Below are 19744 nucleotides of genomic sequence, written 5' to 3' on the forward strand. Positions count from 1 at the left end.
CTTGGCACGATCAGGGTATAGACCTGACAGGAGACCCCATTTGGGAATAGCAGACCTGACCGCAGCACCCGAGGCCAAAGTAACCCCCGAAGTGCTGCTGGAATTTCCAGACAACCGCCTGCTTATTGATCTGTGCGGCGAGTTTGATCGCAACCTGACTCACATCGAAAGCCATCTGGGCGTGCAGATCATCCGGCGCGGCAATCAGCTTGTCGTGATGGGCGAGATGGACGCACGCGAAAAGGCGGGCGAGGTGCTGAGTGCGCTGTATACGCGGCTGGAAAGCGGCAAGGCGGTCGAACCCGGTGACATTGATGCCGAGATCCGCATGGGCGGGACGCAGGACGGCACCGGCACCCGCGACGGCGACCAGATGGAGATGTTCAAAGGCAGCGATGTCGAGATCAAGACTCGCAAAAAGACCATTGAACCACGTACCGAAGCACAAAAGGCCTATGTCCAAAGCCTGTTTAACAACGAATTGGCCTTCGGGATTGGCCCGGCGGGTACGGGTAAGACCTATCTGGCGGTGGCTGTTGGCGTGAACATGTTCCTTGGCGGGCATGTGGACCGCATGATCCTGTCGCGCCCTGCGGTCGAAGCCGGCGAAAAGCTGGGCTATCTTCCCGGTGACATGAAGGACAAGGTCGATCCGTATATGCAGCCGCTTTATGACGCGCTGAATGACTTTTTGCCCTCGAAGCAGGTCACCAAGCTGATCGAAGAGAAGAAAATCGAGATCGCACCATTGGCCTTCATGCGCGGGCGCACACTGGCGAATGCGTTTGTCGTGTTGGACGAGGCGCAGAACGCCACAACTATGCAGATGAAGATGTTCCTGACCCGTCTGGGTGAAGGTTCACGTATGGTGATCACCGGCGACCGGTCTCAGGTTGACCTACCACGCGGCGTGGACAGCGGTTTGCGGGATGCCGAGGGGCTATTGAAGGGGATCGACCAGATCAGCTTCAACTATTTCACTTCGAAAGATGTGGTGCGTCACCCGCTGGTGGCCAAGATCATCGAAGCCTATGACGAAGCCTCGCAAAAGGCGATGGCGCGCGCTGTTAAGCAGGCGCGTGACAAGTAATATGCTGATGGACATTGTTTTCGAGGATCCCCGCTGGGAAGCTGCGGGCCTGTCGGATTTGGCAGACGCTTCGGCACGTGCGGTGATCGCGCATCTGAAGCTAATGCCACCATTTGGTGACGGGTTCGAAATCAGCCTGTTGGCTTGTGATGACGCCCGCATTGCAGTCCTGAACGGCGACTTTCGTGATAAGCCCACGCCGACCAATGTGTTGTCATGGCCCTCCGAGGAGCGCGCAGCAGAGGATGCAGGTGGCGATCCGTTCCTTCCGGAAGATCCCGAACTGGGTGATATCGCCATTGCTTATGAAACCTGTTCCCGCGAGGCGGACGAGCAAGGTAAGGAATTCTCCACCCATGTCAGCCATCTTTTGGTGCATGGGGTGCTGCATCTGTTGGGTTATGATCACATTGACGACAAAGATGCAGCACTTATGGAGGGTTTGGAGGTTGAAATCCTTGGCAAGATGAACATTTCCAACCCATATGAAGAATGACGGCGCATATGCGCGAAACTGGAAAAGGACCAATGGGCGACACCGCAGACGGATCTTCTAATGCAGCGCAAAGCGCGCTGCAGGATGAAATACAACATCACAGGCCGGGATTTTTCAGCCGCATTTTCGGTGCGCGCAGTCCGGGCAAACCGGATCAGGTCGTACCCTCTGGTGCTGCGCCCGTAGGAAACGGGACGGCTCCCATCGCAGCCCCTGGCATGGTCAACCTGCGTCGGATGCGCGTGGAAGACGTCATGATCCCGAAATCCGAGATCGTGTCCGCCCCGGTGGATATCCTGAAAGACGAACTGGTGGACATGTTCCGCGAAAGCGGCTTGTCGCGTCTGCCCGTGTTCGACGGGACGTTGGATAGCCCCATTGGGATGGTGCACTTGAAGGACTTGGCTTTGAACCACGGGTTCAACGGTAGGCCCGGCAAGAAATCCGATCGCTTTGTCCTGCGCAAGCTGATCCGCCCGCTTCTATTCGTGCCGCCCTCGATGCCGATTGGCGTGTTGCTGCAGAAAATGCAGACCGAACGCATTCACATGGCTTTGGTCATTGATGAGTATGGCGGCGTGGATGGCGTTGTAACCATCGAAGATTTGATCGAACAGGTCATCGGCGAGATTGAGGACGAGCACGACCTTGAAGAAGGTGCGCTGTGGGTCGAAGAAAAGCCAGGCTGCTATCTGGTCGAAGCCAAGACGCCTTTGGACGAATTTGAAGCGGCAACTGGCGTGCGTCTGCAGCATGACGAAGCCGATGATGACGAGATCGAGACCCTGGGCGGGTTGGTGTTTGTCCTATGTGGGCAGGTGCCCGCGCGCGGCGAGGTGATTGCACATCCCGGTGGGGCCGAGATCGAAGTCGTCGACGCGGACCCCCGGCGTATCAAGCGTCTGCGCTTGCGTGTGCCGGGCCCAATGCCCGCACCTCACAAGGTTGCCGAGGCCAGCGCAGATGACGCGTCTGCAAAGAATGCCTGACATTGACGCCCGCGTGGCGCGTTTGGCTGCGCGCCCTCGGGCGCGGGTCATCGCACTGCTTTTGGCAGGCGCGTTTGCTGCACTGGGACAAGCTCCATTTCTGATCTGGGCGGCGACCTTGTTGGGGTTGCTGGCCGCGTTTCTGATGTGGCGACACAGCCCGTCCCCGCGTGCTGCCGCGCTTCAGGGCTGGCTCTTCGGTCTTGGCTATTTCACCGTCACAATGAGCTGGCTGGTCAATCCGTTTTTTGTTGAGCCAGACCGTCATGGTTGGATGGCCCCCTTTGCCCTGTTGGGCATGGCTGGGGGACTTGCGCTTTTGTGGGCGCTGGGCTGGGGGGCTGCGCGGTGGCTTTCCGGAGCTGACAACCGTCTAAGCTGGGTCGTTTGGCCAACTGGCATTAGCGCGGCTGAGCTTTTGCGTGGCAGTTTGTTCACGGGCTTTCCGTGGGGCGGGCCGGGACTGGCGTGGGTCGAAACGCCCATGGCGCTGCTGGCACGCTTGATTGGCGTGTCTGGGCTGACCTTCCTGACCGCGCTTTGGGTCGCTGTGTTGGCGGTGGCGCTAATCGGCAGAAATCGGAGAAACGTTGCCGGTGTGGTTGGACTGACCCTCGGTTTGGGGTTGGCCACAGTGCTGTCACCCACCTCCATGCCGAACGACACCCGCCACACGTTGCGCCTGATCCAACCTAATGCGCCTCAGCACCAGAAATGGGATCCCGACTATGCCGAGGGCTTCGTCCGTCGTCAGTTGGATCTAACCGCAACTCCATCCGACGGCGCACGTCCGAACCTGATCATCTGGCCTGAGACGTCAGTGCCTTATCTGTTGCAGCATGCCCAACTGCTGTTCCCGTTGGTGGCCGAAGCCGCCGCCGGGCCGCCGGTCTTGATGGGCATTCAGAGAGGCGAAGGGCAGAGATACTTCAACAGTCTGGTGCGGGTGACCCCCGACGGTATCGCGCATCCGGTCTATGACAAGCACCACTTGGTGCCGTTTGGTGAATATGTCCCCCTTGGCGATGCCATGGCCCGCTTCGGCATCCGTGCCTTTGCGTCGCAGTATGGACAGGGGTATTCATCAGGGCCGGGACCTCGGGTGCTGGACATGGGCACGCTGGGCGATGTGTTGCCCCTTATCTGCTACGAGGCCGTCTTCCCGCGCGACATCCGCAATGCGCCCAAGCGTCCGGACTGGATCTTGCAGGCGACAAACGACGCTTGGTTTGGCGGTTTTTCGGGTCCACAGCAGCATCTGATCCAAGCGCGTTTTCGCGCGATTGAGTTTGGCCTCCCGGTCATTCGGGTGGCAAATACCGGGATTAGTGCCGCGATTGATGTGAATGGAACGGTACGTTCCTCGTTGGGGCTGGGGCAGGCAGGGTATCTTGATACGCGCCTCCCCGGGGCCGCGTCGGCGACAGTTTATGCGCGTATGGGGGACTATCCCTTGGGCCTGCTGTTGATTTGCGTCGTATTCGTGACCATTTTGCGACGCGTACGCTTTTCACATTGACCTTTGCATAATTAGCCCAGATACCAAACGAGATCACCGTCACAACGGCTTCCTGGCGTGGCGGGCAGAAAAAATGGAGCATGTTTCATGTCACGACAGAATTATACCTTCACTTCGGAGAGTGTGTCCGAAGGCCACCCCGACAAAGTTTGCGACCGGATTTCCGATGCGGTTCTAGACGCGTTCCTTGCGGAAGAGCCGCAGGCGCGTGTCGCCTGTGAGACCTTTGCCACCAGCGGCATGGTCGTCATTGGCGGTGAGGTCGGATTGTCCGATCCAGAGCGCCTAAAGGTAATGATGGGCTCGATCAGTCAGATCGCCCGCGATTGTATCCGCGATATCGGGTATGAGCAGGAGCAATTCCACTGGAATACCTGCCACGTAATGAATTTCCTGCACGAACAATCGGCCCATATCGCACAAGGTGTGGACCGCGATGGCGCAGGCGATCAGGGGATCATGTTCGGCTATGCGGTGAACGAAACGCCCGAGTTGATGCCGGCCCCGATCCAGTATTCGCATGCGATCCTGAAGCGTCTCGCGGAAGTGCGTAAAAACGGCACCGAGCCGACGCTTGGTCCGGATGCGAAATCGCAGCTTTCGTTGCGGTATGAAGATGGCAAACCGGTCGAGGTCACCTCGATTGTGCTGTCCACCCAACACCTCGACGAATCCATGTCCAGCGACGACGTGCGCGCCGTGGTCGAGCCCTACATTCGCGAAGTCGTTCCTGCCGAATGGATCAACGGCGGCACAGAGTGGCACGTGAACCCAACCGGCAAGTTCGTTATCGGCGGACCGGATGGAGACGCAGGTCTGACGGGGCGCAAGATCATTGTGGACACCTATGGCGGTGCGGCCCCGCACGGTGGCGGTGCATTCTCGGGCAAAGACCCGACGAAAGTAGACCGCTCGGCAGCTTATGCCGCGCGCTATCTGGCGAAGAACATTGTTGCCGCTGGTATGGCGGAACGCTGCACCCTGCAGCTGTCCTATGCCATCGGCGTTGCCAAGCCGCTGTCGATCTACGTCGATACTCACGGCACTGGTCAGGTAGACGAAACAGGTATTGAGCGTGCCGTGGCACAGGTCATGGACCTGACCCCGCGTGGCATCCGCGAACATCTGGGCCTGAACAAGCCGATCTTCCAGCGCACCGCCGCTTACGGTCACTTTGGTCGCGCTCCGGAAGCGGATGGCGGCTTTAGCTGGGAAAAAGTTGATCTGGTCGACGCGCTGAAGAAAGCCGTCTAATCTTTGATCTAATCCACCGAAAGGGCGGGCCGTCACTTGACGTGCCCGCCCTTTGCATTGCATAGGCCCGGCCATGACCCAAGATGATGCATCGCAAAACAAACACCGCTCGGGCGCGCCATGGCGCAATTTCTACGGCCGTTTGAAAGGCAAAGGGCTGCGCGACAGCCAGCAAACCTATTTGGACGAGGATTTGGCCGCGCTCAGCCCCGGCGCTGTCGGTTGGGAAGAAAACCCCGACCGCACGCCCTTGGACCTGAAGGCGTTGTTCGACGACAAACCCGTCTGGCTGGAAACCGGCTTTGGCGGCGGGGAGCATATGGTCCATCAGGCCGCGACCTACCCGGATATCGGCATCATCGGCTGCGAGCCCTATATCAACGGCGTCGCCATGCTTCTTGGCAAAATCCGCGATGCGGGCTGCGATAACGTAGCGGTGCATCCGGGCGATGTACGCGATCTGTTTGACGTGCTGCCACCAGAAAGCATCGACAAGGCATTCCTGCTTTATCCCGATCCGTGGCCCAAGAAGCGCCACCATCGCCGCCGCTTTGTGACGCCCGAATATCTGGAGCCCTTCCACAAGGTGTTGAAACCCGGCGCCGAATTCCGCGTAGCCACCGACATCCCCGACTATGTCCGCCAAACGCTGGAAGAAGTCCCGCGCGCGGGCTTTGAGTGGCTGGGTGAACGCGCCGACGATTGGCGTACACCGTGGAGCGACTGGATCTCGACCCGTTACGAGCAGAAGGCGCTGCGCGAAGGCCGAACGCCGCACTACCTGACCTTCCGCCGGATCTGATCTCACTGGGCTTGCTTTCAAGCCCAATTGCTCTGGCTTCGCTGGAATGTCTGCGCTATCAGCGTTCTAAGAATACAGGAGAACGCCCATGTCCGGCCACGGCCCCGCCATCCCCATGACCGCCCGCAAATCCGGCCCGCTGAAGGGCACGGCCAATGTGCCGGGGGACAAGTCGATCAGCCACCGGTCTCTGATCCTAGGTGCGATGGCAGTTGGCGAGACCAACATTACGGGCCTACTGGAAGGTGAAGACGTTCTGGGCACCGCCGATGCCATGCGTGCGTTTGGTGCTGATGTGGAACGTCTGGGCGACGGCGAATGGCGCGTGAATGGCGTCGGTGTCGGCGGTTTTGCCGAACCCGAAGACGTGATTGATTGCGGTAATGCGGGCACTGGTGTGCGTCTGATTATGGGGGCGATGGCGACCTCTCCGATCACCGCGACGTTTACTGGCGATGCCTCGCTGCGCTCGCGCCCGATGGGCCGCGTGACCGATCCCATCGCGCTTTTTGGTGCGCAAAGCTATGGCCGTGACGGTGGCCGTATCCCGATGACCATCGTCGGCGCGCGTGAACCTGTGAACGTGACCTACACCACCCCGATGGCCTCGGCGCAGGTGAAATCGGCTGTGCTATTGGCGGGCCTGAACGTGCCCGGAAAAACCGTGGTGATCGAGAAAGAAGCCACTCGCGACCACACCGAACGGATGCTGGCAGGCTTCGGTGCCGAGATCACGGTCGAAGACACCGACGAGGGCCACAAGATCACCCTGACCGGTCAGCCTGAACTGAAACCGCAGACGATCACCGTTCCGCGCGACCCAAGCTCGGCCGCGTTCCCCGTCTGCGCGGCGCTGATCGTACCCGGATCGGACGTGCTGGTGCCGAACATCGGCCTAAACCCAACCCGCGCTGGTCTGTTCTATACACTGCAAGACATGGGCGCGGATCTGACGTTCGAGAACGAACGCCTTGAGGGCGGCGAACCCGTCGCGGATCTACGCGCAAAGTATTCGCCCAACATGAAGGGCATCGTGGTTCCGCCCGAACGCGCGGCTTCGATGATCGATGAATACCCGATCCTGTCAGTTGTGGCCTCGTTTGCCACCGGCAAGACTGAAATGCCCGGCGTACACGAGCTGCGCGTGAAGGAAAGTGACCGGATCGATGCGATGGCCAAGGGCCTGCGTGCCGCTGGCGTCACCGTGGACGAGGGCGAGGATTGGTGGGGCGTCGAAGGCCTTGGTCCCGACGGGGTCCCCGGCGGCTGCACCGTCGCCACCGTTCTGGACCACCGTATCGCGATGAGCTTTGCCTGCCTGGGCTTTGCCTCGCAAAAACCGGTCAATCTGGACGATGGCGGCCCCATCGCCACCAGTTTCCCAGTGTTTGAGCCTCTGATGTCTGGCCTTGGCGCGCAAATCGTACGCAGCAACGGATGAGCTTGAAACGGGCCTTCTGGGTGGTGTTTGCCGCGATGGTGCTTGTTTACTGCGCCATGGTGCTTTGGTCTTTGCCGATCATCATGAGTGACGCAAACGGGCTGATGCCGTTTGATTTGCGTCCAAGCGGATATTCCACCGAAGAAGCACGCGCTTTCCTGTTGGCCCTTAGCGATACTGGCCGGGCCCATTACTTGGGTGTTCAGCATAAGCTGGATACTCTTTATCCCGGTTTGATGGCCCTCTCTTTGATGTTGGGCTATTTTCTGTTGTTTCCGACGAAGTGGGCGGCGGGGTTTTCGGTGCTAGCTGTTCTGGCCGCTGTTTTTGACTGGAATGAAAACGGTGCCGTGGCGGATCTATTGCGCCTGGGCGCTGAAGGTATTGATGAAGAAGTTGTCTCGGTTGCAGCGCTGTTCACCATGTTGAAGTCGGGCTTTGTAACCGTCGCGTTGAGCATACTTCTTGTCGGAGTTGCCGGCATGATGTGGCGTCGTTGGAAAGGACAAGCAGCATGACATTCATCGTAGCAATTGACGGTCCCGCCGCCGCTGGTAAGGGCACCATTTCAAAAGCGGTCGCGGCGCATTTCGGATTTGCCCATCTGGATACTGGCCTGCTTTATCGTGCGGTGGGGGCGAAGACCCTGACGGGTGCTGATCCGATTGACGCGGCCAAGACGCTGACGCCCGCTGACATGCAGGGAGATTTGCGCACGCCTGAGGTGGCACAGGCAGCGTCGAAAGTCGCTGTGATTGCCGAAGTGCGCGCAGCGCTTGTCGACTTCCAGCGCAACTTCGCCACCCATGAAGTCGGGGCAGTGCTGGACGGGCGCGACATTGGTACGGTGATTTGCCCGGATGCTGACGTGAAACTCTTCGTCACCGCCAGTGCTGAGGTCCGCGCCGAACGCCGCTTTCTAGAGCTTTCCGCCAAGGACCACGACGTGACCCGCGAACAAGTGCTGGCCGATGTGATCGCGCGCGACAAACGCGACAGTGAACGGGAAGAAGCGCCATTGAAGCCAGCCGAGGACGCGGTGATTATCGACACGTCTGACCTGTCGATCGAGGACGCCGTGGCGCGGGCATGCAATGAGATCATGAACACACGCAAATGAAACGCTACATCCCGTTCGTGCTCATTTTTGGGTTTTTGTTTCTGACTTGGGGCTTTCTGTCCTTGAACCAAGTCTCCGACACGCGCGGCAAGCAGTTTGCCGCCGAGGCGCTTGAGGCGCTTGCATTGTGTGAGACGGCAATCATGCGCGGGCAACTGCCAGATGTCAGTGACTGGAAGACAGTCCGCCCCCTGTCTAGCGATAATCGCTCGGCCACGTACGTCGCACCCTCGCAAACTAAATGGATTGCAGTGAAGGTCGAGAGTGTGAAGTGGCTCGATGGGCCTCAACATAGTTGTGATATTCAGCACGTATGGAGTGAGGATTTGCTGACGCGAGCGGATGTCGCAGCGGTGGTTCTTACATTCATGGAAACACGGGCGGCGCGATTTGGGCGCGCGCCTCAAAAGCCTTTTGATCTCGTTCCTTTGTCTCAAGGAGATATCCTGTATGGCATACAAACGCGTGACCTTGTGAATGACGCCTGCCCATTGGGAACGACTATGACCGTGCTGGATGCCCCCTATCGCGTCTCATTTTCGGTTTCTGACCGATTTACGTGGTGCTCAAACTAACCATGTTCTTCTTGCGTGGTGGGTGCCGGACGCCTCACCACACTGTGCATCGTATGTGACGCGGCGCCGGGCTATGCTGGACGCAGACGGAGGTGCCTTGATGCGCAGTGTAAAAACCCTGATCCTTGCCATGATGCTGGCCATTGCGAGCCATTTGCCCGCGCTTGCGCAAGAGCAGGGCGAGCCTCCCATGACATACGAGCGGATCGGGCGGATTTTGGCCGCGATTGATCCCGAGTTGGAGCCGCAGGGGAATGGGTTTCAGTTGGTCATCGCGGGCGTTCCTTTGGTGGTGATCACCGACCCGGCGGCGGATCGGATGCGCGCGATGGTGCGGATCGGACCCGCGGGCGCAATGGATGAAGCGCTAATGCAGCGGATGTTGCAGGCCAATTTCGACGCGGTGTTGGATGCGCGATACGCGGTGGCGGGCGGGCAGATCTGGTCGGTCTTTATTCACCCGCTGTCTCCCCTTGAAACGCGGCAGTTCGTGTCGGGCCTGACCCAGACCGTTGTGGCTGCTCAGAGCTTTGGCTCTGCCTTCACGGGCGGCAGTGTTCAGTTTGGCGGAGGCGACAGTAACACGCTGCAGAAAGAGCTGATCGAGCAGCTTCAGAAGAAAGGCATCCCGCTGTAGTCACGCGGAATGCCCTTGATTTACAGGCAGAATCCCCGTAAATCCCGCCCTGTCGACAAGGTGCAATTGCCGCGACACAGGGAAAAACGAGCAGGGCCGAGGCTTCGGCCCTCTTTGTTTTGCGTCTAACCTGTTGACCAAATTGGGAAATCCAAGACCGGCGGAGACAACCGCTCGGCCCGTAAAAATGACTGTAAAGGAATGAAACGCCACATGGCTAACGCAACCATGGAGGAATTCGAAGCCCTCCTTAATGAAAGCTTCGAAATGGACACGCCCGATGAGGGTTCTGTTGTCAAAGGTAAAGTCATCGCTGTTGAAGCTGGCCAAGCCATCATCGACGTCGGCTATAAAATGGAAGGCCGCGTTGATCTGAAAGAATTCGCAAACCCGGGTGAAGCCCCTGAAATCGCCGTTGGCGACGAAGTGGAAGTCTACCTGCGCGCGGCTGAAAACGCCCGCGGCGAAGCTGTTATCTCGCGTGAGATGGCCCGCCGTGAAGAAGCATGGGACCGCCTGGAAAAAGCATACGCAGACGATGCACGCGTCGAAGGCGCGATCTTCGGTCGCGTCAAAGGCGGCTTCACTGTCGACCTTGGCGGCGCCGTAGCATTCCTGCCCGGTTCGCAAGTTGACGTGCGCCCCGTACGTGACGCTGGCCCGCTGATGGGTCTGAAGCAGCCGTTCCAGATCCTGAAAATGGACCGTCGCCGTGGCAACATCGTTGTTTCGCGTCGCGCTATCCTGGAAGAATCGCGTGCCGAGCAGCGTGCCGAAGTCATCGGCAACCTGTCGGAAGGCCAAGCAGTTGACGGCGTTGTCAAGAACATCACCGAATACGGTGCGTTCGTTGACCTCGGCGGTGTTGACGGCCTGCTGCACGTCACCGACATGGCATGGCGCCGTGTAAACCATCCTTCTGAGATCCTGACGATCGGCGAAACCATCAAGGTTCAGGTCATCAAGATCAACAAAGAAACCCACCGCATCAGCCTGGGCATGAAGCAGCTGCAAGACGATCCGTGGGATCTGGTTGCTGCCAAGTACCCGCTGGAATCGGTGCACACTGGCCGCGTGACCAACATCACCGACTACGGTGCATTCGTCGAGCTGGAGCCAGGTGTCGAAGGTCTGGTACACGTTTCGGAAATGTCGTGGACCAAGAAGAACGTACACCCCGGCAAGATCGTTTCGACCTCGCAAGAAGTCGAAGTCATGGTTCTGGAAATCGACGGCGCCAAGCGTCGCGTTTCTCTGGGTCTGAAGCAGACCATGCGCAACCCGTGGGAAGTGTTTGCAGAAACGCACCCCGAGGGCACCGAGGTCGAAGGCGAAGTCAAGAACATCACCGAATTCGGTCTGTTCATTGGTCTCGACGGCGAAATCGACGGCATGGTTCACCTGTCGGACATCTCGTGGGACGAGCGTGGCGAAGAAGCCATCCAGAACTTCAAGAAGGGCGACGTTGTCAAAGCCGTTGTTTCGGAAGTTGACACCGACAAAGAGCGTATCTCGCTGTCGATCAAAGCCCTGGACGGTGACCCCTTCGCAGAAGCCGTTGGCGGCGTGAAGCGTGGCTCGATCATCACTGTTGAAGTGACTGCAATCGAAGATGGCGGTATCGAAGTCGAGTTTGAAGGCATGAAATCCTTCATCCGTCGTTCGGACCTGTCGCGTGACCGCTCTGAACAGCGCCCTGAGCGTTTCCAGGTTAGTGACAAGCTGGACGTTCGCGTGACCAACGTCGACTCGAAGTCGCGTCGTCTGGGCCTGTCGATCAAAGCCCGCGAAATCGCAGAAGAGAAAGAAGCCGTAGAACAGTATGGTTCGTCGGATTCGGGTGCATCGCTGGGTGATATCCTGGGCGCCGCTCTGAAGCAGGACTAAGTCCTAACGCTTGAAAATTCAGGAACGGCCCTGCGCGATGCGTGGGGCCGTTTTGTTTTGAAGCAGGGCGAATCAGGCTTTTGCTTGGTCAGTGCTTCCAGAACCGGAAACGATGTGCATTTGCAGCATGGGAATTTTCGCACGGAAAACGGCTTAAATCCGTTTAATTTCCCCCAAGTTATAACCTAAGACTTGTATGCACGGGCTTGGTTTGCTCCTATACTTCGACAGAATAAGGATGCAAAATCCATTAGATAGACCAATTTGGGGGGACCAGAATGATCCGGTCTGAACTGATCCAGAAGATCGCGGATGAAAACCCGCACCTCTATCAGCGTGACGTTGAGCGCATTGTGAACACCATTTTCGAAGAGATCATTGAAGCCATGTCCCGTGGTGATCGGGTCGAACTGCGCGGCTTTGGCGCATTTTCGGTGAAGAAAAGAGATGCTCGTATCGGACGTAACCCGCGCACGGGTGAGTCGGTCGAGGTCGAAGAAAAGCACGTTCCGTTTTTCAAGACCGGCAAGCTTTTGCGGGATCGACTGAACGGCAAATAAGAGGTCCAAATGCGGTATATCCGTTACGCCTTTCTGGCGGCACTTGGTGTTGTGTTGATCACGGTGGCACTGGCCAATCGCGGCAGTGTGACGTTGAATATCTTGCCCGGCGAACTGTCGGGTTTCTTGGGGTGGAGCTGGTCCATCTCACTTCCGCTATTCGTGATTATCTTTGGCAGCGTCGTGGCGGGGATCCTGATCGGCTTTGTTTGGGAATGGCTGCGTGAACATAAGCTGCGCGCAGAAGGTGCGCGCAACCGTCGCGAACGTGACCAACTTGCGCGTGAGGTGAAAACCCTGCGTGAACCCAAGGCCCGTACTGGTGACGATGTCTTGGCCTTGCTGGACAAGACCAGCTAAAGAAGATGAGCATTTCAGTTAAGATTTGCGGGCTGAAAGACCCCGCCCAGCTTGCGGCTGCGGTCGAGGCTGGCGCGCGCTATATAGGGTTCAATTTCTTCCCGAAAAGCCCACGCTCGGTCACAGTCGCGCAGGCGGCCGCGCTGATGCTCGACGTTCCCATGGGCGTGGCTAAGGTCGCGCTGGTGGTGAACATGGACAATGCCGGGATCGAAGAAATCGTAAACGGCACAACCACCGACATGATCCAGCTGCATGGTTCGGAAAGTCCAGAGCGCGTGGCCGAGGTCAAGGCACGCTTTGGTTTGCCAGTCATCAAGGCCATCGGCATTTCCGGTCCCGAGGATGTCGCCCAGATTGAGCGGTATGCCGGAGCTGCAGATCAGCTTCTGATCGACGCCAAGGCTCCTAAGGGTGCGGATCTACCCGGTGGCAATGGCGTCCCCTTTGATTGGCGTCTGGTGCAGCGCAAATACTGGCCCTGCCCGTGGATGCTAGCCGGTGGTCTGACCCCTGACAACGTGGCCGAGGCGATCCGCTTGACCGGGGCCAAGCAAGTCGATGTGTCCTCGGGCGTAGAAAGTGCTCCTGGTGTGAAAGATCCCGCCTTGATGCGCGCCTTCGTGTCCAATGCGCTGGCCGCCAAGGTCTAGCCCTGTGCGCTTGGCGTAATGGAAGCCTAGCCGGCTTAAAAACCGCTGGAAAACCACGCCCCCCCAATCTATGCAGGTGTGAAATGCGCAGAGCGGGGGGCACCATGGCCAACGATCTTTTTAACAGCTTTATGAACGGTCCTGATGACAAGGGTCGGTTTGGCGACTTCGGTGGGCGCTTTGTGTCCGAGACACTGATGCCACTGATCCTTGATCTCGAGGCCGAGTACGAGAAGGCCAAGACCGACGACAGTTTCTGGGCCGAGATGAACGATCTTTGGACCCACTATGTCGGTCGTCCCAGCCCGCTTTATTTCGCTGAAGGGCTGACCAAACATCTGGGTGGTGCCAAGGTCTATATGAAGCGTGACGAGCTGAACCACACTGGCGCGCACAAGATTAATAATGTCCTGGGTCAGATCCTTCTGGCGCGCCGTATGGGCAAGACCCGCATCATCGCAGAAACTGGTGCCGGCCAGCACGGCGTGGCCACGGCCACCGTTTGCGCCAAGTTCGGTCTGAAATGCATCGTCTATATGGGCGCCCATGACGTACAGCGTCAGGCCCCCAACGTTTTCCGTATGCGTCTGCTGGGGGCCGAGGTTGTGGCCGTCGAAAGCGGCCGTGGCACCTTGAAAGATGCGATGAACGACGCGCTGCGTGACTGGGTGACGAACGTGGCCGACACGTTCTATTGCATCGGCACTGCGGCAGGCCCGCATCCCTATCCGGCGATGGTCCGTGACTTTCAGTCGATCATCGGCAAGGAAGCCAAAGAGCAGATGCAGAAGGCCGAGGGCCGTCTGCCCGACACGATCATCGCAGCCATCGGTGGCGGTTCGAACGCGATCGGCCTGTTCTATCCGTTCCTTGACGACGACAGCGTGAACATCATTGGCGTCGAAGCGGGCGGCAAGGGCGTGAATGAAGACATGGAGCATTGTGCTTCGCTGACCGGCGGTCGCCCCGGTGTGCTGCATGGTAACCGTACCTTCCTGCTACAGGATGATGACGGGCAAATCTTGGACGGCTATTCGATCTCGGCGGGTTTGGACTATCCCGGCATCGGGCCGGAGCATAGCTGGCTGCACGAGATTGGCCGAGCAGAGTATGTTGCGATCACCGACAAGGAAGCGCTGGACGCGTTCCAACTGTGTTGCTCGACCGAGGGGATTATCCCCGCGCTAGAGCCCTGCCACGCGCTGGCACATGTCGCGAAGATCGCGCCGAAGCTGCCCAAGGATCACATCATTTGCATGAACATGTGCGGACGTGGCGACAAAGACATCTTCACCGTCGCCAAGTATCTGGGCTTTGATATGTCGGATACAGAAGGGCGCGACGCGGACTGATCCACGTCCCTTTCAAGCGAATACCGGGCCGTCCAGTTTGGGCGGCCCGTTTCCGTTTGCCTTACAAGCTTGCTGCGATATGCCGGAACATGTCGATGTTCCCCTCGTTGACGCCATCGCTCCGAAACCCGCGATCCGCGCTGTTTAGCGTGATCACCACGCCGCGCGCTTTGTCGATATAGATGTACTGACCATAAATACCGCGCGCGTAATATTCGCCCTCAGTCGCGTCGGGGGCCATCCACCACTGATACCCATACTGCTCGTTGCCCGCTGTCGTTGGGGCAGACGGGCGGGTCGATGCCGTAACCCAGTCCGCCGGGACAATCTGCTGGCCATTCCACATGCCGTCCTGTCGGAACATCTCGCCAAAGCGGGCATAGTCGCGGGTGGTCAGGTTCAGCCCGCCCAAGACAAAGGCCACACCGTAACCGTCGGTCAGGTAGTAGGGATCAGCCTCAAGCCCCATCGGGGCGATGACGTGTTCCTGAAGCAGGTCGGGGATGCTACGCCCGGTGGCACCGCGCACGATCATTCCGATCACATGCGTGTCGATCGAGACATATTGCCAAGTTTCACCCGCAGGCGCGAAACTGTCCTGAAGCCCCGCCGCAAACTGATCCATCGACTGCCCCAACGCCAACACACGGCCCATGCGATTGATGTCCGAGTTGAAGTCCAGATAGTCCTCATTAAAGACGACACCCGAGGCCATGTTCAGAACGTTGCGAATGCTGGCCCCGTCATAGGCACTGCCTTTCAGTTCGGGCGCATATTGAACGACTGGGTCATCCAGTGATGCGATGGCACCCTGCTCCAGCACGATTCCGACCAAAGCCGAGAGATAGCTTTTCGCCATCGACCAACTGATCCGACGATCTTCCGGCGCTGTGCCAAGGTAATAGCTTTCGTGGCGCAGAAGTCCGTCTTTCAGAACCACCAACCCGGTTACCGCGCGATCCTTGATCCATGTGTTTACCGCCTCGTCGAGTACCCAGTGTGTCCCTTCAGGCAACGGGGTCACCGGAGCACTCCCCCGCGTCATGCTGCGCGTCAGAAAAGCGCTTTCCATGTTCGAAAAGTTCCCCACGATCTTCTCTTCCGAGAATAACGAGTTCACGGCCAAAAGCCGCGTGATTTGCTCGCGTTTCCAGAGGCCTACAAGGACCAGAAGCACAATAAGGACAAGCGCGGTGCGGGTAAGATATTTCAAAACGGTACGCATGAGATCTCCGAGTTTTCGGAGATTAAGGTGCCGACCAATCCACCCAACGTCCATGAAAATCTACACGACCAAGCGTCAACTTCTTGCCTTCGGGCCAGAGCGTCAGCGTGATGGCCGCGCCTTCACCTTTTCGATCATCCGCCTCCATTGACAGGTGGGCGATGGGCCCGAGCTGTGAGGCGGTCTCGATGGCCGCCAAGCAGCGGTTCTGGGTCTCGGCGGGGAAGTATTGCCACGCGATCGTGTGATAGATCATGGTCAGATGATCCGGCGCGACGGCTTCTAATTGCGCGTCCAGCCAATCGGCAGCGTCGCCCTGATCCACGTTCGCTGAGAAGATCGAGGCCGCGGCCCGGCTGCGCGCGAGCCGTTCAGGTTGGTCAGCCCACAGATAAGATGACATGCGCAACAGGTCGTCAGGATCCGTGATGTCCATCGGCATCAGATCGACCCCGCGCCGTGACTGCACCGTTGGCAGGGTGCCCGTGGGCAGATCTCCGCGCCAATCCGGGCTTAGAAGCACCTGTGCATCCGTTGGGCCCAGCCTTGTTTCCCCCGCCTGAAGTGCAAACTGATCCCACATCAGGTTCAGTCCTGCGCTGGCCCCTAATTCGAGGACATGCATGGGCAGGTTATAGCGTGCGGCCAGCCAATGACCTGCGGCAACCATGATTGCGGCACGCCGGACTTCATTGGTTTGAGGCGGAAGGTCAAGCCATCGGTCAAGTGTGGTGGCGTGGTCCGACAGCGCCACATGCAATGCGGCTTCGATCCGGTCATCGCTGGGGGCAGGGTTGGGCGGATAGATCGCCTTAAGTTCGGCGCAGTCACCGGTCAGAACCAGCGCGTGAAGCCCTGCAAGAAAGCGTAAGGGTAGGGACTGTCCGAACGCGCCGACATTGCCCTCCCAATCGAACATGCGATCGGTCAGGGGCGTGCCCGGTTTCAGCGTCGCGCCTGCGATGCGCAACACGCGCGCGGTGAACGGGCTGTCGAGCCGCGCGTTGTTGTCTGCCTGAACCTCGAAAGCTTCGCGCAATGTCACGAGAACTTGTCCATCAGTTTCTGAAGGGGGCTGCGCGCGTCTTCTTGCACTGCCTCCTGCGCGGGTTTCGGTCGGGGCTGAGGCGGTTCTTTTTTCTGGGCCTTCTGTGGAGCTGCGGATGCGGTTCCGCCCGAGGACCGGGGCGGGTTTACACGTCGTCCAATCGCGTTCATGAACTTGCCGCTGTCGCCCGCCGCAAGATCCGCTGCCCCGTCTGCGCAGCCACGCAACACATCATCCAGCCAATCCTGATCCGCCTTGGCAAAATCACGTAGTACAAATCCAGCCACTGCTGCTTTGTTGCCCGGGTGCCCGATGCCCATGCGGACGCGGTGATACTCGGCCCCGATATGTGCATGGATTGAACGCAACCCGTTGTGTCCAGCATGCCCGCCTCCGGTCTTCACCCGGCATTTGCCCGGCGCAAGATCCAGTTCATCGTGAAACACCACAATATCGTCCGGCGTCAGTTTGTAAAAACGCATAGCCTCACCCACGGATTGGCCAGACAGGTTCATGAAGGTTTCGGGGCGCAGAAGGATCACTTTTTCCGATCCTAGTTTTCCCTCACTGACACTGCCCTGAAACTTGCTGCGCCAAGGGGCAAAGCCATGGTCTTCGGCAATGCGTTCGACGGCCATGAAGCCGATATTGTGCCGATTGCCTGCGTATTTAGCACCCGGATTTCCAAGCCCGACGAACAGTTTCATATGCCACTTTTCCTTCTGGACATCGGGATCGGAACCCGAAATTATCATTTCCGGTAATCTACTTGGCCTGATCCGGCGTGGCAATTGCTGCTACGCGATCGGCCATCCAAGGAGAACAGCATGCCGCAATTCAAACTGGATGGCCTGAAGTTAAAAATCCCACAAGCTTGTATGAACGACAATATCCGGGATGCGATCACGCGAGGGAGCTACGAAGGAAATGAAACCCTAGCGACCAAGCGCCACGTCGAGGCCACGGATCGGGTGTTGGATCTAGGAGGGGGTGCTGGCTATGTCGCGTTCCAGGCTGCTCGGATCACCGGGGCCGCGAACGTAACAACAGTGGAAGCCAGCCCGGCCATGTTCAAAGCGATCGGAGAAAGCGCCGAGAAGAACGGTCTGGATGAACTTCGTGCCCTGCACGGGGCCGTTGTGCCTGACAGTCATCCCGAGGATACGGTCAACTTCGAAGTCCTGCCGGGCTTCTGGGCGTCATCGGTCGCTGTCGATGGAGAGAAGAAGAAAAAGGCGTCCAAACTGGTCTCTGTGCCTGCGATGAAGTTCTCAGACCTGCAAGAGATCGCGCAACCCACGGTCGTTACCATGGATATTGAAGGGGCTGAGGCTGATCTGGCGAAGGCGCATTGGTACCCCAGTGTTCGCATCGTCATCATGGAGATCCATCCGCAAAGCTATGGGCTTCATGGCTTGCGTCAACTGATCAGCGACATGTTCGCAAATGGGTTCGGCCTTATGCCTTGGGGGACGCGTGGCAGTGTCATGGTGTTCAAGCGTTTGGACCCCCCACCGAGCTGACACAAAAAAACGGGATCCCGAAGGATCCCGTTTCGCAACACCTTTTCAGGCAAAGCTTATTCTTCTGCAGCGACTTCATCTTCTGCTGCAGCTTCTTCACCGGCGTCGTCACCGTCATCCGACGAACGCAACGAGCTGGGGGCCGAGATGTTGGCGATGACGAAGTCACGGTCAACAGTAGTCTTGGCGCCTTCCGGCAGAGTTACGTCTGAGATGTGGATCACGTCACCGACGTCTTTACCGGTCAGATCAACAACGATCTTTTCAGGGATTTCGCCAGCCAGAACGTTCAGTTCGACTTCCGGACGTACGATGGTCAGAACGCCACCGCGCTTCAGGCCGGGTGCTTCTTCTTCGTTCTCGAACTCAACGTGAATGAACAGGCTGATCCGGCTGGTGCGGCGCAGGCGCATCAGGTCCAGGTGGGTCGGCAGATCTTTGACAACGTCACGCTGTACGTTGCGGCAGATCACGCGAACATCCTCTTCACCGTCGACCTTCAGGTTCCACAGGGTCGAAAGGAAACGACCGGCCTTCAGCTTTTTGAACAGTTCGTTGAAGGGGATGTTGATGGCCAGCGGGTCAGCGCCACCACCATATACGATACCCGGTACCTGGCCTTCGCGGCGAGCTTGACGAGCGGCCCCCTTGCCTGTCCCCGTACGTACCGTGGCTTCAAGATTCGGAATCTCACGTGCCATTGGTTTTCTCCATAATCAAATAGGTGCGGGAATCCTCCAAGGGTGTAAGCCCCGCAGTGAAGCCGTGCCTATAGACCGGATCGTGCCAGTTGAAAAGGGAATTGTGCGGTTCTGGCGTGGTTTTATTGGTGTTCCATGCGTCTGCGCTGCATGTCTCGTTCATCTGCGGCTTTTTTCGCGCGAATGGCATTTAGGGCGGTGTTGCGCCCAAAGGCAAGTCGGGTGTCCACCATCCTCTCTTCATGCTGTGCGCGGGCTTGGGCTAGCAGGGTATTTAGCTGCCCTAAACGGGTCCGCGCCTGCGTTTGCCATTGGTCGAAATGCCCGCTGGACAGGGCGGGATTCTGGCCTGTCTCGGCGTCGAGTCCGGGCAGCTGATTTAGGCGTGTTCTCAGGACTGCGATCTGATGTTCGAGCGTTGCGACCTTTGCGGCTGTATCCGAAAGCTCTGCCATAGCGCGGTCCAGTTGTAAGGCTGTCACGTCGGCAAGTTGAGATAGCGGGTCTGCCAT

Annotated in this window: 22 protein-coding genes and 1 riboswitch; of the genes, 17 read left to right on the forward strand and 5 right to left on the reverse strand. The window is 58.4% G+C overall.

The features are described 5' to 3' along the window. The first annotated feature begins 40 nt into the window (after positions 1-40). The 16 genes from ACP15F_RS01350 to trpB all read left to right on the forward strand — a co-directional run bounded on the left by ACP15F_RS01350 (position 41) and on the right by trpB (position 14735). Positions 41-1090, forward strand: coding sequence for a PhoH family protein (locus ACP15F_RS01350; protein WP_424939057.1), 1050 nt, complete (start codon positions 41-43; stop codon positions 1088-1090). 1 nt (position 1091) lies between these two features. After that, positions 1092-1586 carry an rRNA maturation RNase YbeY gene (gene ybeY / locus ACP15F_RS01355; protein ID WP_424940920.1) on the forward strand — a complete coding sequence of 165 codons (495 nt, stop codon included), beginning with the start codon at positions 1092-1094 and terminating at the stop codon, positions 1584-1586. Between the two features lie 32 nt (positions 1587-1618). Next, complete coding sequence (locus ACP15F_RS01360) at positions 1619-2575, forward strand: hemolysin family protein (protein WP_424940921.1); 957 nt, start codon at positions 1619-1621, stop codon at positions 2573-2575. After that, complete coding sequence (gene lnt / locus ACP15F_RS01365; RefSeq protein WP_424939058.1) at positions 2550-4094, forward strand: apolipoprotein N-acyltransferase; 1545 nt, start codon at positions 2550-2552, stop codon at positions 4092-4094. The genes ACP15F_RS01360 and lnt overlap by 26 nt, the downstream gene beginning before the upstream one ends. 33 nt (positions 4095-4127) lie before the next feature. Beyond that, a riboswitch (SAM-SAH riboswitch) is annotated at positions 4128-4175 on the forward strand. Positions 4176-4181: 6 nt separating this feature from the next. Continuing rightward, positions 4182-5348, forward strand: coding sequence for a methionine adenosyltransferase (gene metK / locus ACP15F_RS01370; protein ID WP_424939059.1), 1167 nt, complete (start codon positions 4182-4184; stop codon positions 5346-5348). A 73-nt stretch (positions 5349-5421) separates the two neighbouring features. Next, positions 5422-6150: a tRNA (guanosine(46)-N7)-methyltransferase TrmB gene (trmB, locus tag ACP15F_RS01375; RefSeq protein WP_424939060.1), complete on the forward strand. Its 729-nt coding sequence runs from the start codon at positions 5422-5424 to the stop codon at positions 6148-6150. Positions 6151-6238: 88 nt separating this feature from the next. Then, positions 6239-7591: a 3-phosphoshikimate 1-carboxyvinyltransferase gene (gene aroA / locus ACP15F_RS01380; protein ID WP_424939061.1), complete on the forward strand. Its 1353-nt coding sequence runs from the start codon at positions 6239-6241 to the stop codon at positions 7589-7591. Further along, positions 7588-8109, forward strand: a complete 522-nt coding sequence (locus ACP15F_RS01385; protein ID WP_424939062.1) for a hypothetical protein — start codon at positions 7588-7590, stop codon at positions 8107-8109. The genes aroA and ACP15F_RS01385 overlap by 4 nt, the downstream gene beginning before the upstream one ends. Beyond that, positions 8106-8711: a (d)CMP kinase gene (cmk, locus tag ACP15F_RS01390; protein ID WP_424939063.1), complete on the forward strand. Its 606-nt coding sequence runs from the start codon at positions 8106-8108 to the stop codon at positions 8709-8711. The genes ACP15F_RS01385 and cmk overlap by 4 nt, the downstream gene beginning before the upstream one ends. Next, positions 8708-9286 carry a hypothetical protein gene (locus ACP15F_RS01395; RefSeq protein ID WP_424939064.1) on the forward strand — a complete coding sequence of 193 codons (579 nt, stop codon included), beginning with the start codon at positions 8708-8710 and terminating at the stop codon, positions 9284-9286. Before cmk ends, ACP15F_RS01395 begins: the two co-directional genes overlap by 4 nt. Before the next feature lie 100 nt (positions 9287-9386). Next, entirely contained in the window at positions 9387-9923 is a 537-nt protein-coding gene (locus tag ACP15F_RS01400; RefSeq protein WP_424939065.1) for a hypothetical protein, read from the forward strand. Between the two features lie 201 nt (positions 9924-10124). After that, positions 10125-11810 (forward strand): 30S ribosomal protein S1, encoded by a 1686-nt coding sequence (rpsA, locus tag ACP15F_RS01405; RefSeq protein WP_424939066.1) that lies wholly within the window; start codon positions 10125-10127, stop codon positions 11808-11810. Positions 11811-12088: 278 nt separating this feature from the next. Then, positions 12089-12370 carry an integration host factor subunit beta gene (ihfB, locus tag ACP15F_RS01410; RefSeq protein ID WP_424939067.1) on the forward strand — a complete coding sequence of 94 codons (282 nt, stop codon included), beginning with the start codon at positions 12089-12091 and terminating at the stop codon, positions 12368-12370. Between the two features lie 9 nt (positions 12371-12379). Further along, positions 12380-12730 (forward strand): LapA family protein, encoded by a 351-nt coding sequence (locus tag ACP15F_RS01415; protein ID WP_163037772.1) that lies wholly within the window; start codon positions 12380-12382, stop codon positions 12728-12730. Between the two features lie 5 nt (positions 12731-12735). Continuing rightward, entirely contained in the window at positions 12736-13383 is a 648-nt protein-coding gene (locus ACP15F_RS01420) for a phosphoribosylanthranilate isomerase (protein WP_424939068.1), read from the forward strand. A gap of 104 nt (positions 13384-13487) precedes the next feature. Then, positions 13488-14735, forward strand: coding sequence for a tryptophan synthase subunit beta (trpB, locus tag ACP15F_RS01425; RefSeq protein WP_424939069.1), 1248 nt, complete (start codon positions 13488-13490; stop codon positions 14733-14735). A gap of 61 nt (positions 14736-14796) precedes the next feature. On the opposite strand, the gene ACP15F_RS01430 is transcribed toward trpB, so the two are convergent. From ACP15F_RS01430 to pth, 3 genes are read right to left on the reverse strand one after another with little or no spacing between them, the layout of a single operon-like run. Continuing rightward, complete coding sequence (locus ACP15F_RS01430; protein WP_424939070.1) at positions 14797-15960, reverse strand: serine hydrolase domain-containing protein; 1164 nt, start codon at positions 15958-15960, stop codon at positions 14797-14799. 22 nt (positions 15961-15982) lie between these two features. After that, positions 15983-17005, reverse strand: a complete 1023-nt coding sequence (locus ACP15F_RS01435) for a DUF2332 domain-containing protein (RefSeq protein ID WP_424939071.1) — start codon at positions 17003-17005, stop codon at positions 15983-15985. Further along, positions 17002-17715, reverse strand: coding sequence for an aminoacyl-tRNA hydrolase (gene pth / locus ACP15F_RS01440; protein ID WP_424939072.1), 714 nt, complete (start codon positions 17713-17715; stop codon positions 17002-17004). Before pth ends, ACP15F_RS01435 begins: the two co-directional genes overlap by 4 nt. Before the next feature lie 120 nt (positions 17716-17835). On the opposite strand from pth, the gene ACP15F_RS01445 reads away from it, so the two are divergent. Beyond that, positions 17836-18531, forward strand: a complete 696-nt coding sequence (locus tag ACP15F_RS01445; RefSeq protein ID WP_424939073.1) for an FkbM family methyltransferase — start codon at positions 17836-17838, stop codon at positions 18529-18531. Positions 18532-18587: 56 nt separating this feature from the next. On the opposite strand, the gene ACP15F_RS01450 is transcribed toward ACP15F_RS01445, so the two are convergent. Both ACP15F_RS01450 and ACP15F_RS01455 read right to left on the reverse strand, forming a co-directional pair. After that, positions 18588-19232: a 50S ribosomal protein L25/general stress protein Ctc gene (locus tag ACP15F_RS01450; RefSeq protein ID WP_424939074.1), complete on the reverse strand. Its 645-nt coding sequence runs from the start codon at positions 19230-19232 to the stop codon at positions 18588-18590. A 122-nt stretch (positions 19233-19354) separates the two neighbouring features. Then, positions 19355-19744 carry a hypothetical protein gene (locus ACP15F_RS01455; protein ID WP_424939075.1) on the reverse strand — a complete coding sequence of 130 codons (390 nt, stop codon included), beginning with the start codon at positions 19742-19744 and terminating at the stop codon, positions 19355-19357.

The organism is Aliiroseovarius sp. S253 (assembly GCF_049800855.1).
GTDB lineage: Bacteria > Pseudomonadota > Alphaproteobacteria > Rhodobacterales > Rhodobacteraceae > Aliiroseovarius.

Coding starts and splice junctions, on each gene's coding strand:
- cmk (WP_424939063.1), top strand. CDS start 8,106: ATGACATTCATCGTAGCAATTGACGGTCCCGCCGCCGCTGGTAAGGGC.
- pth (WP_424939072.1), bottom strand. CDS start 17,715: ATGAAACTGTTCGTCGGGCTTGGAAATCCGGGTGCTAAATACGCAGGC.
- metK (WP_424939059.1), top strand. CDS start 4,182: ATGTCACGACAGAATTATACCTTCACTTCGGAGAGTGTGTCCGAAGGC.
- ACP15F_RS01385 (WP_424939062.1), top strand. CDS start 7,588: ATGAGCTTGAAACGGGCCTTCTGGGTGGTGTTTGCCGCGATGGTGCTT.
- ACP15F_RS01415 (WP_163037772.1), top strand. CDS start 12,380: ATGCGGTATATCCGTTACGCCTTTCTGGCGGCACTTGGTGTTGTGTTG.
- aroA (WP_424939061.1), top strand. CDS start 6,239: ATGTCCGGCCACGGCCCCGCCATCCCCATGACCGCCCGCAAATCCGGC.
- lnt (WP_424939058.1), top strand. CDS start 2,550: ATGACGCGTCTGCAAAGAATGCCTGACATTGACGCCCGCGTGGCGCGT.
- ACP15F_RS01455 (WP_424939075.1), bottom strand. CDS start 19,744: ATGGCAGACCCGCTATCTCAACTTGCCGACGTGACAGCCTTACAACTG.
- trmB (WP_424939060.1), top strand. CDS start 5,422: ATGACCCAAGATGATGCATCGCAAAACAAACACCGCTCGGGCGCGCCA.
- rpsA (WP_424939066.1), top strand. CDS start 10,125: ATGAAACGCCACATGGCTAACGCAACCATGGAGGAATTCGAAGCCCTC.
- ACP15F_RS01360 (WP_424940921.1), top strand. CDS start 1,619: ATGGGCGACACCGCAGACGGATCTTCTAATGCAGCGCAAAGCGCGCTG.
- trpB (WP_424939069.1), top strand. CDS start 13,488: ATGGCCAACGATCTTTTTAACAGCTTTATGAACGGTCCTGATGACAAG.
- ACP15F_RS01430 (WP_424939070.1), bottom strand. CDS start 15,960: ATGCGTACCGTTTTGAAATATCTTACCCGCACCGCGCTTGTCCTTATT.
- ACP15F_RS01395 (WP_424939064.1), top strand. CDS start 8,708: ATGAAACGCTACATCCCGTTCGTGCTCATTTTTGGGTTTTTGTTTCTG.
- ACP15F_RS01445 (WP_424939073.1), top strand. CDS start 17,836: ATGCCGCAATTCAAACTGGATGGCCTGAAGTTAAAAATCCCACAAGCT.
- ihfB (WP_424939067.1), top strand. CDS start 12,089: ATGATCCGGTCTGAACTGATCCAGAAGATCGCGGATGAAAACCCGCAC.
- ybeY (WP_424940920.1), top strand. CDS start 1,092: ATGCTGATGGACATTGTTTTCGAGGATCCCCGCTGGGAAGCTGCGGGC.
- ACP15F_RS01450 (WP_424939074.1), bottom strand. CDS start 19,232: ATGGCACGTGAGATTCCGAATCTTGAAGCCACGGTACGTACGGGGACA.
- ACP15F_RS01400 (WP_424939065.1), top strand. CDS start 9,387: ATGCGCAGTGTAAAAACCCTGATCCTTGCCATGATGCTGGCCATTGCG.
- ACP15F_RS01420 (WP_424939068.1), top strand. CDS start 12,736: ATGAGCATTTCAGTTAAGATTTGCGGGCTGAAAGACCCCGCCCAGCTT.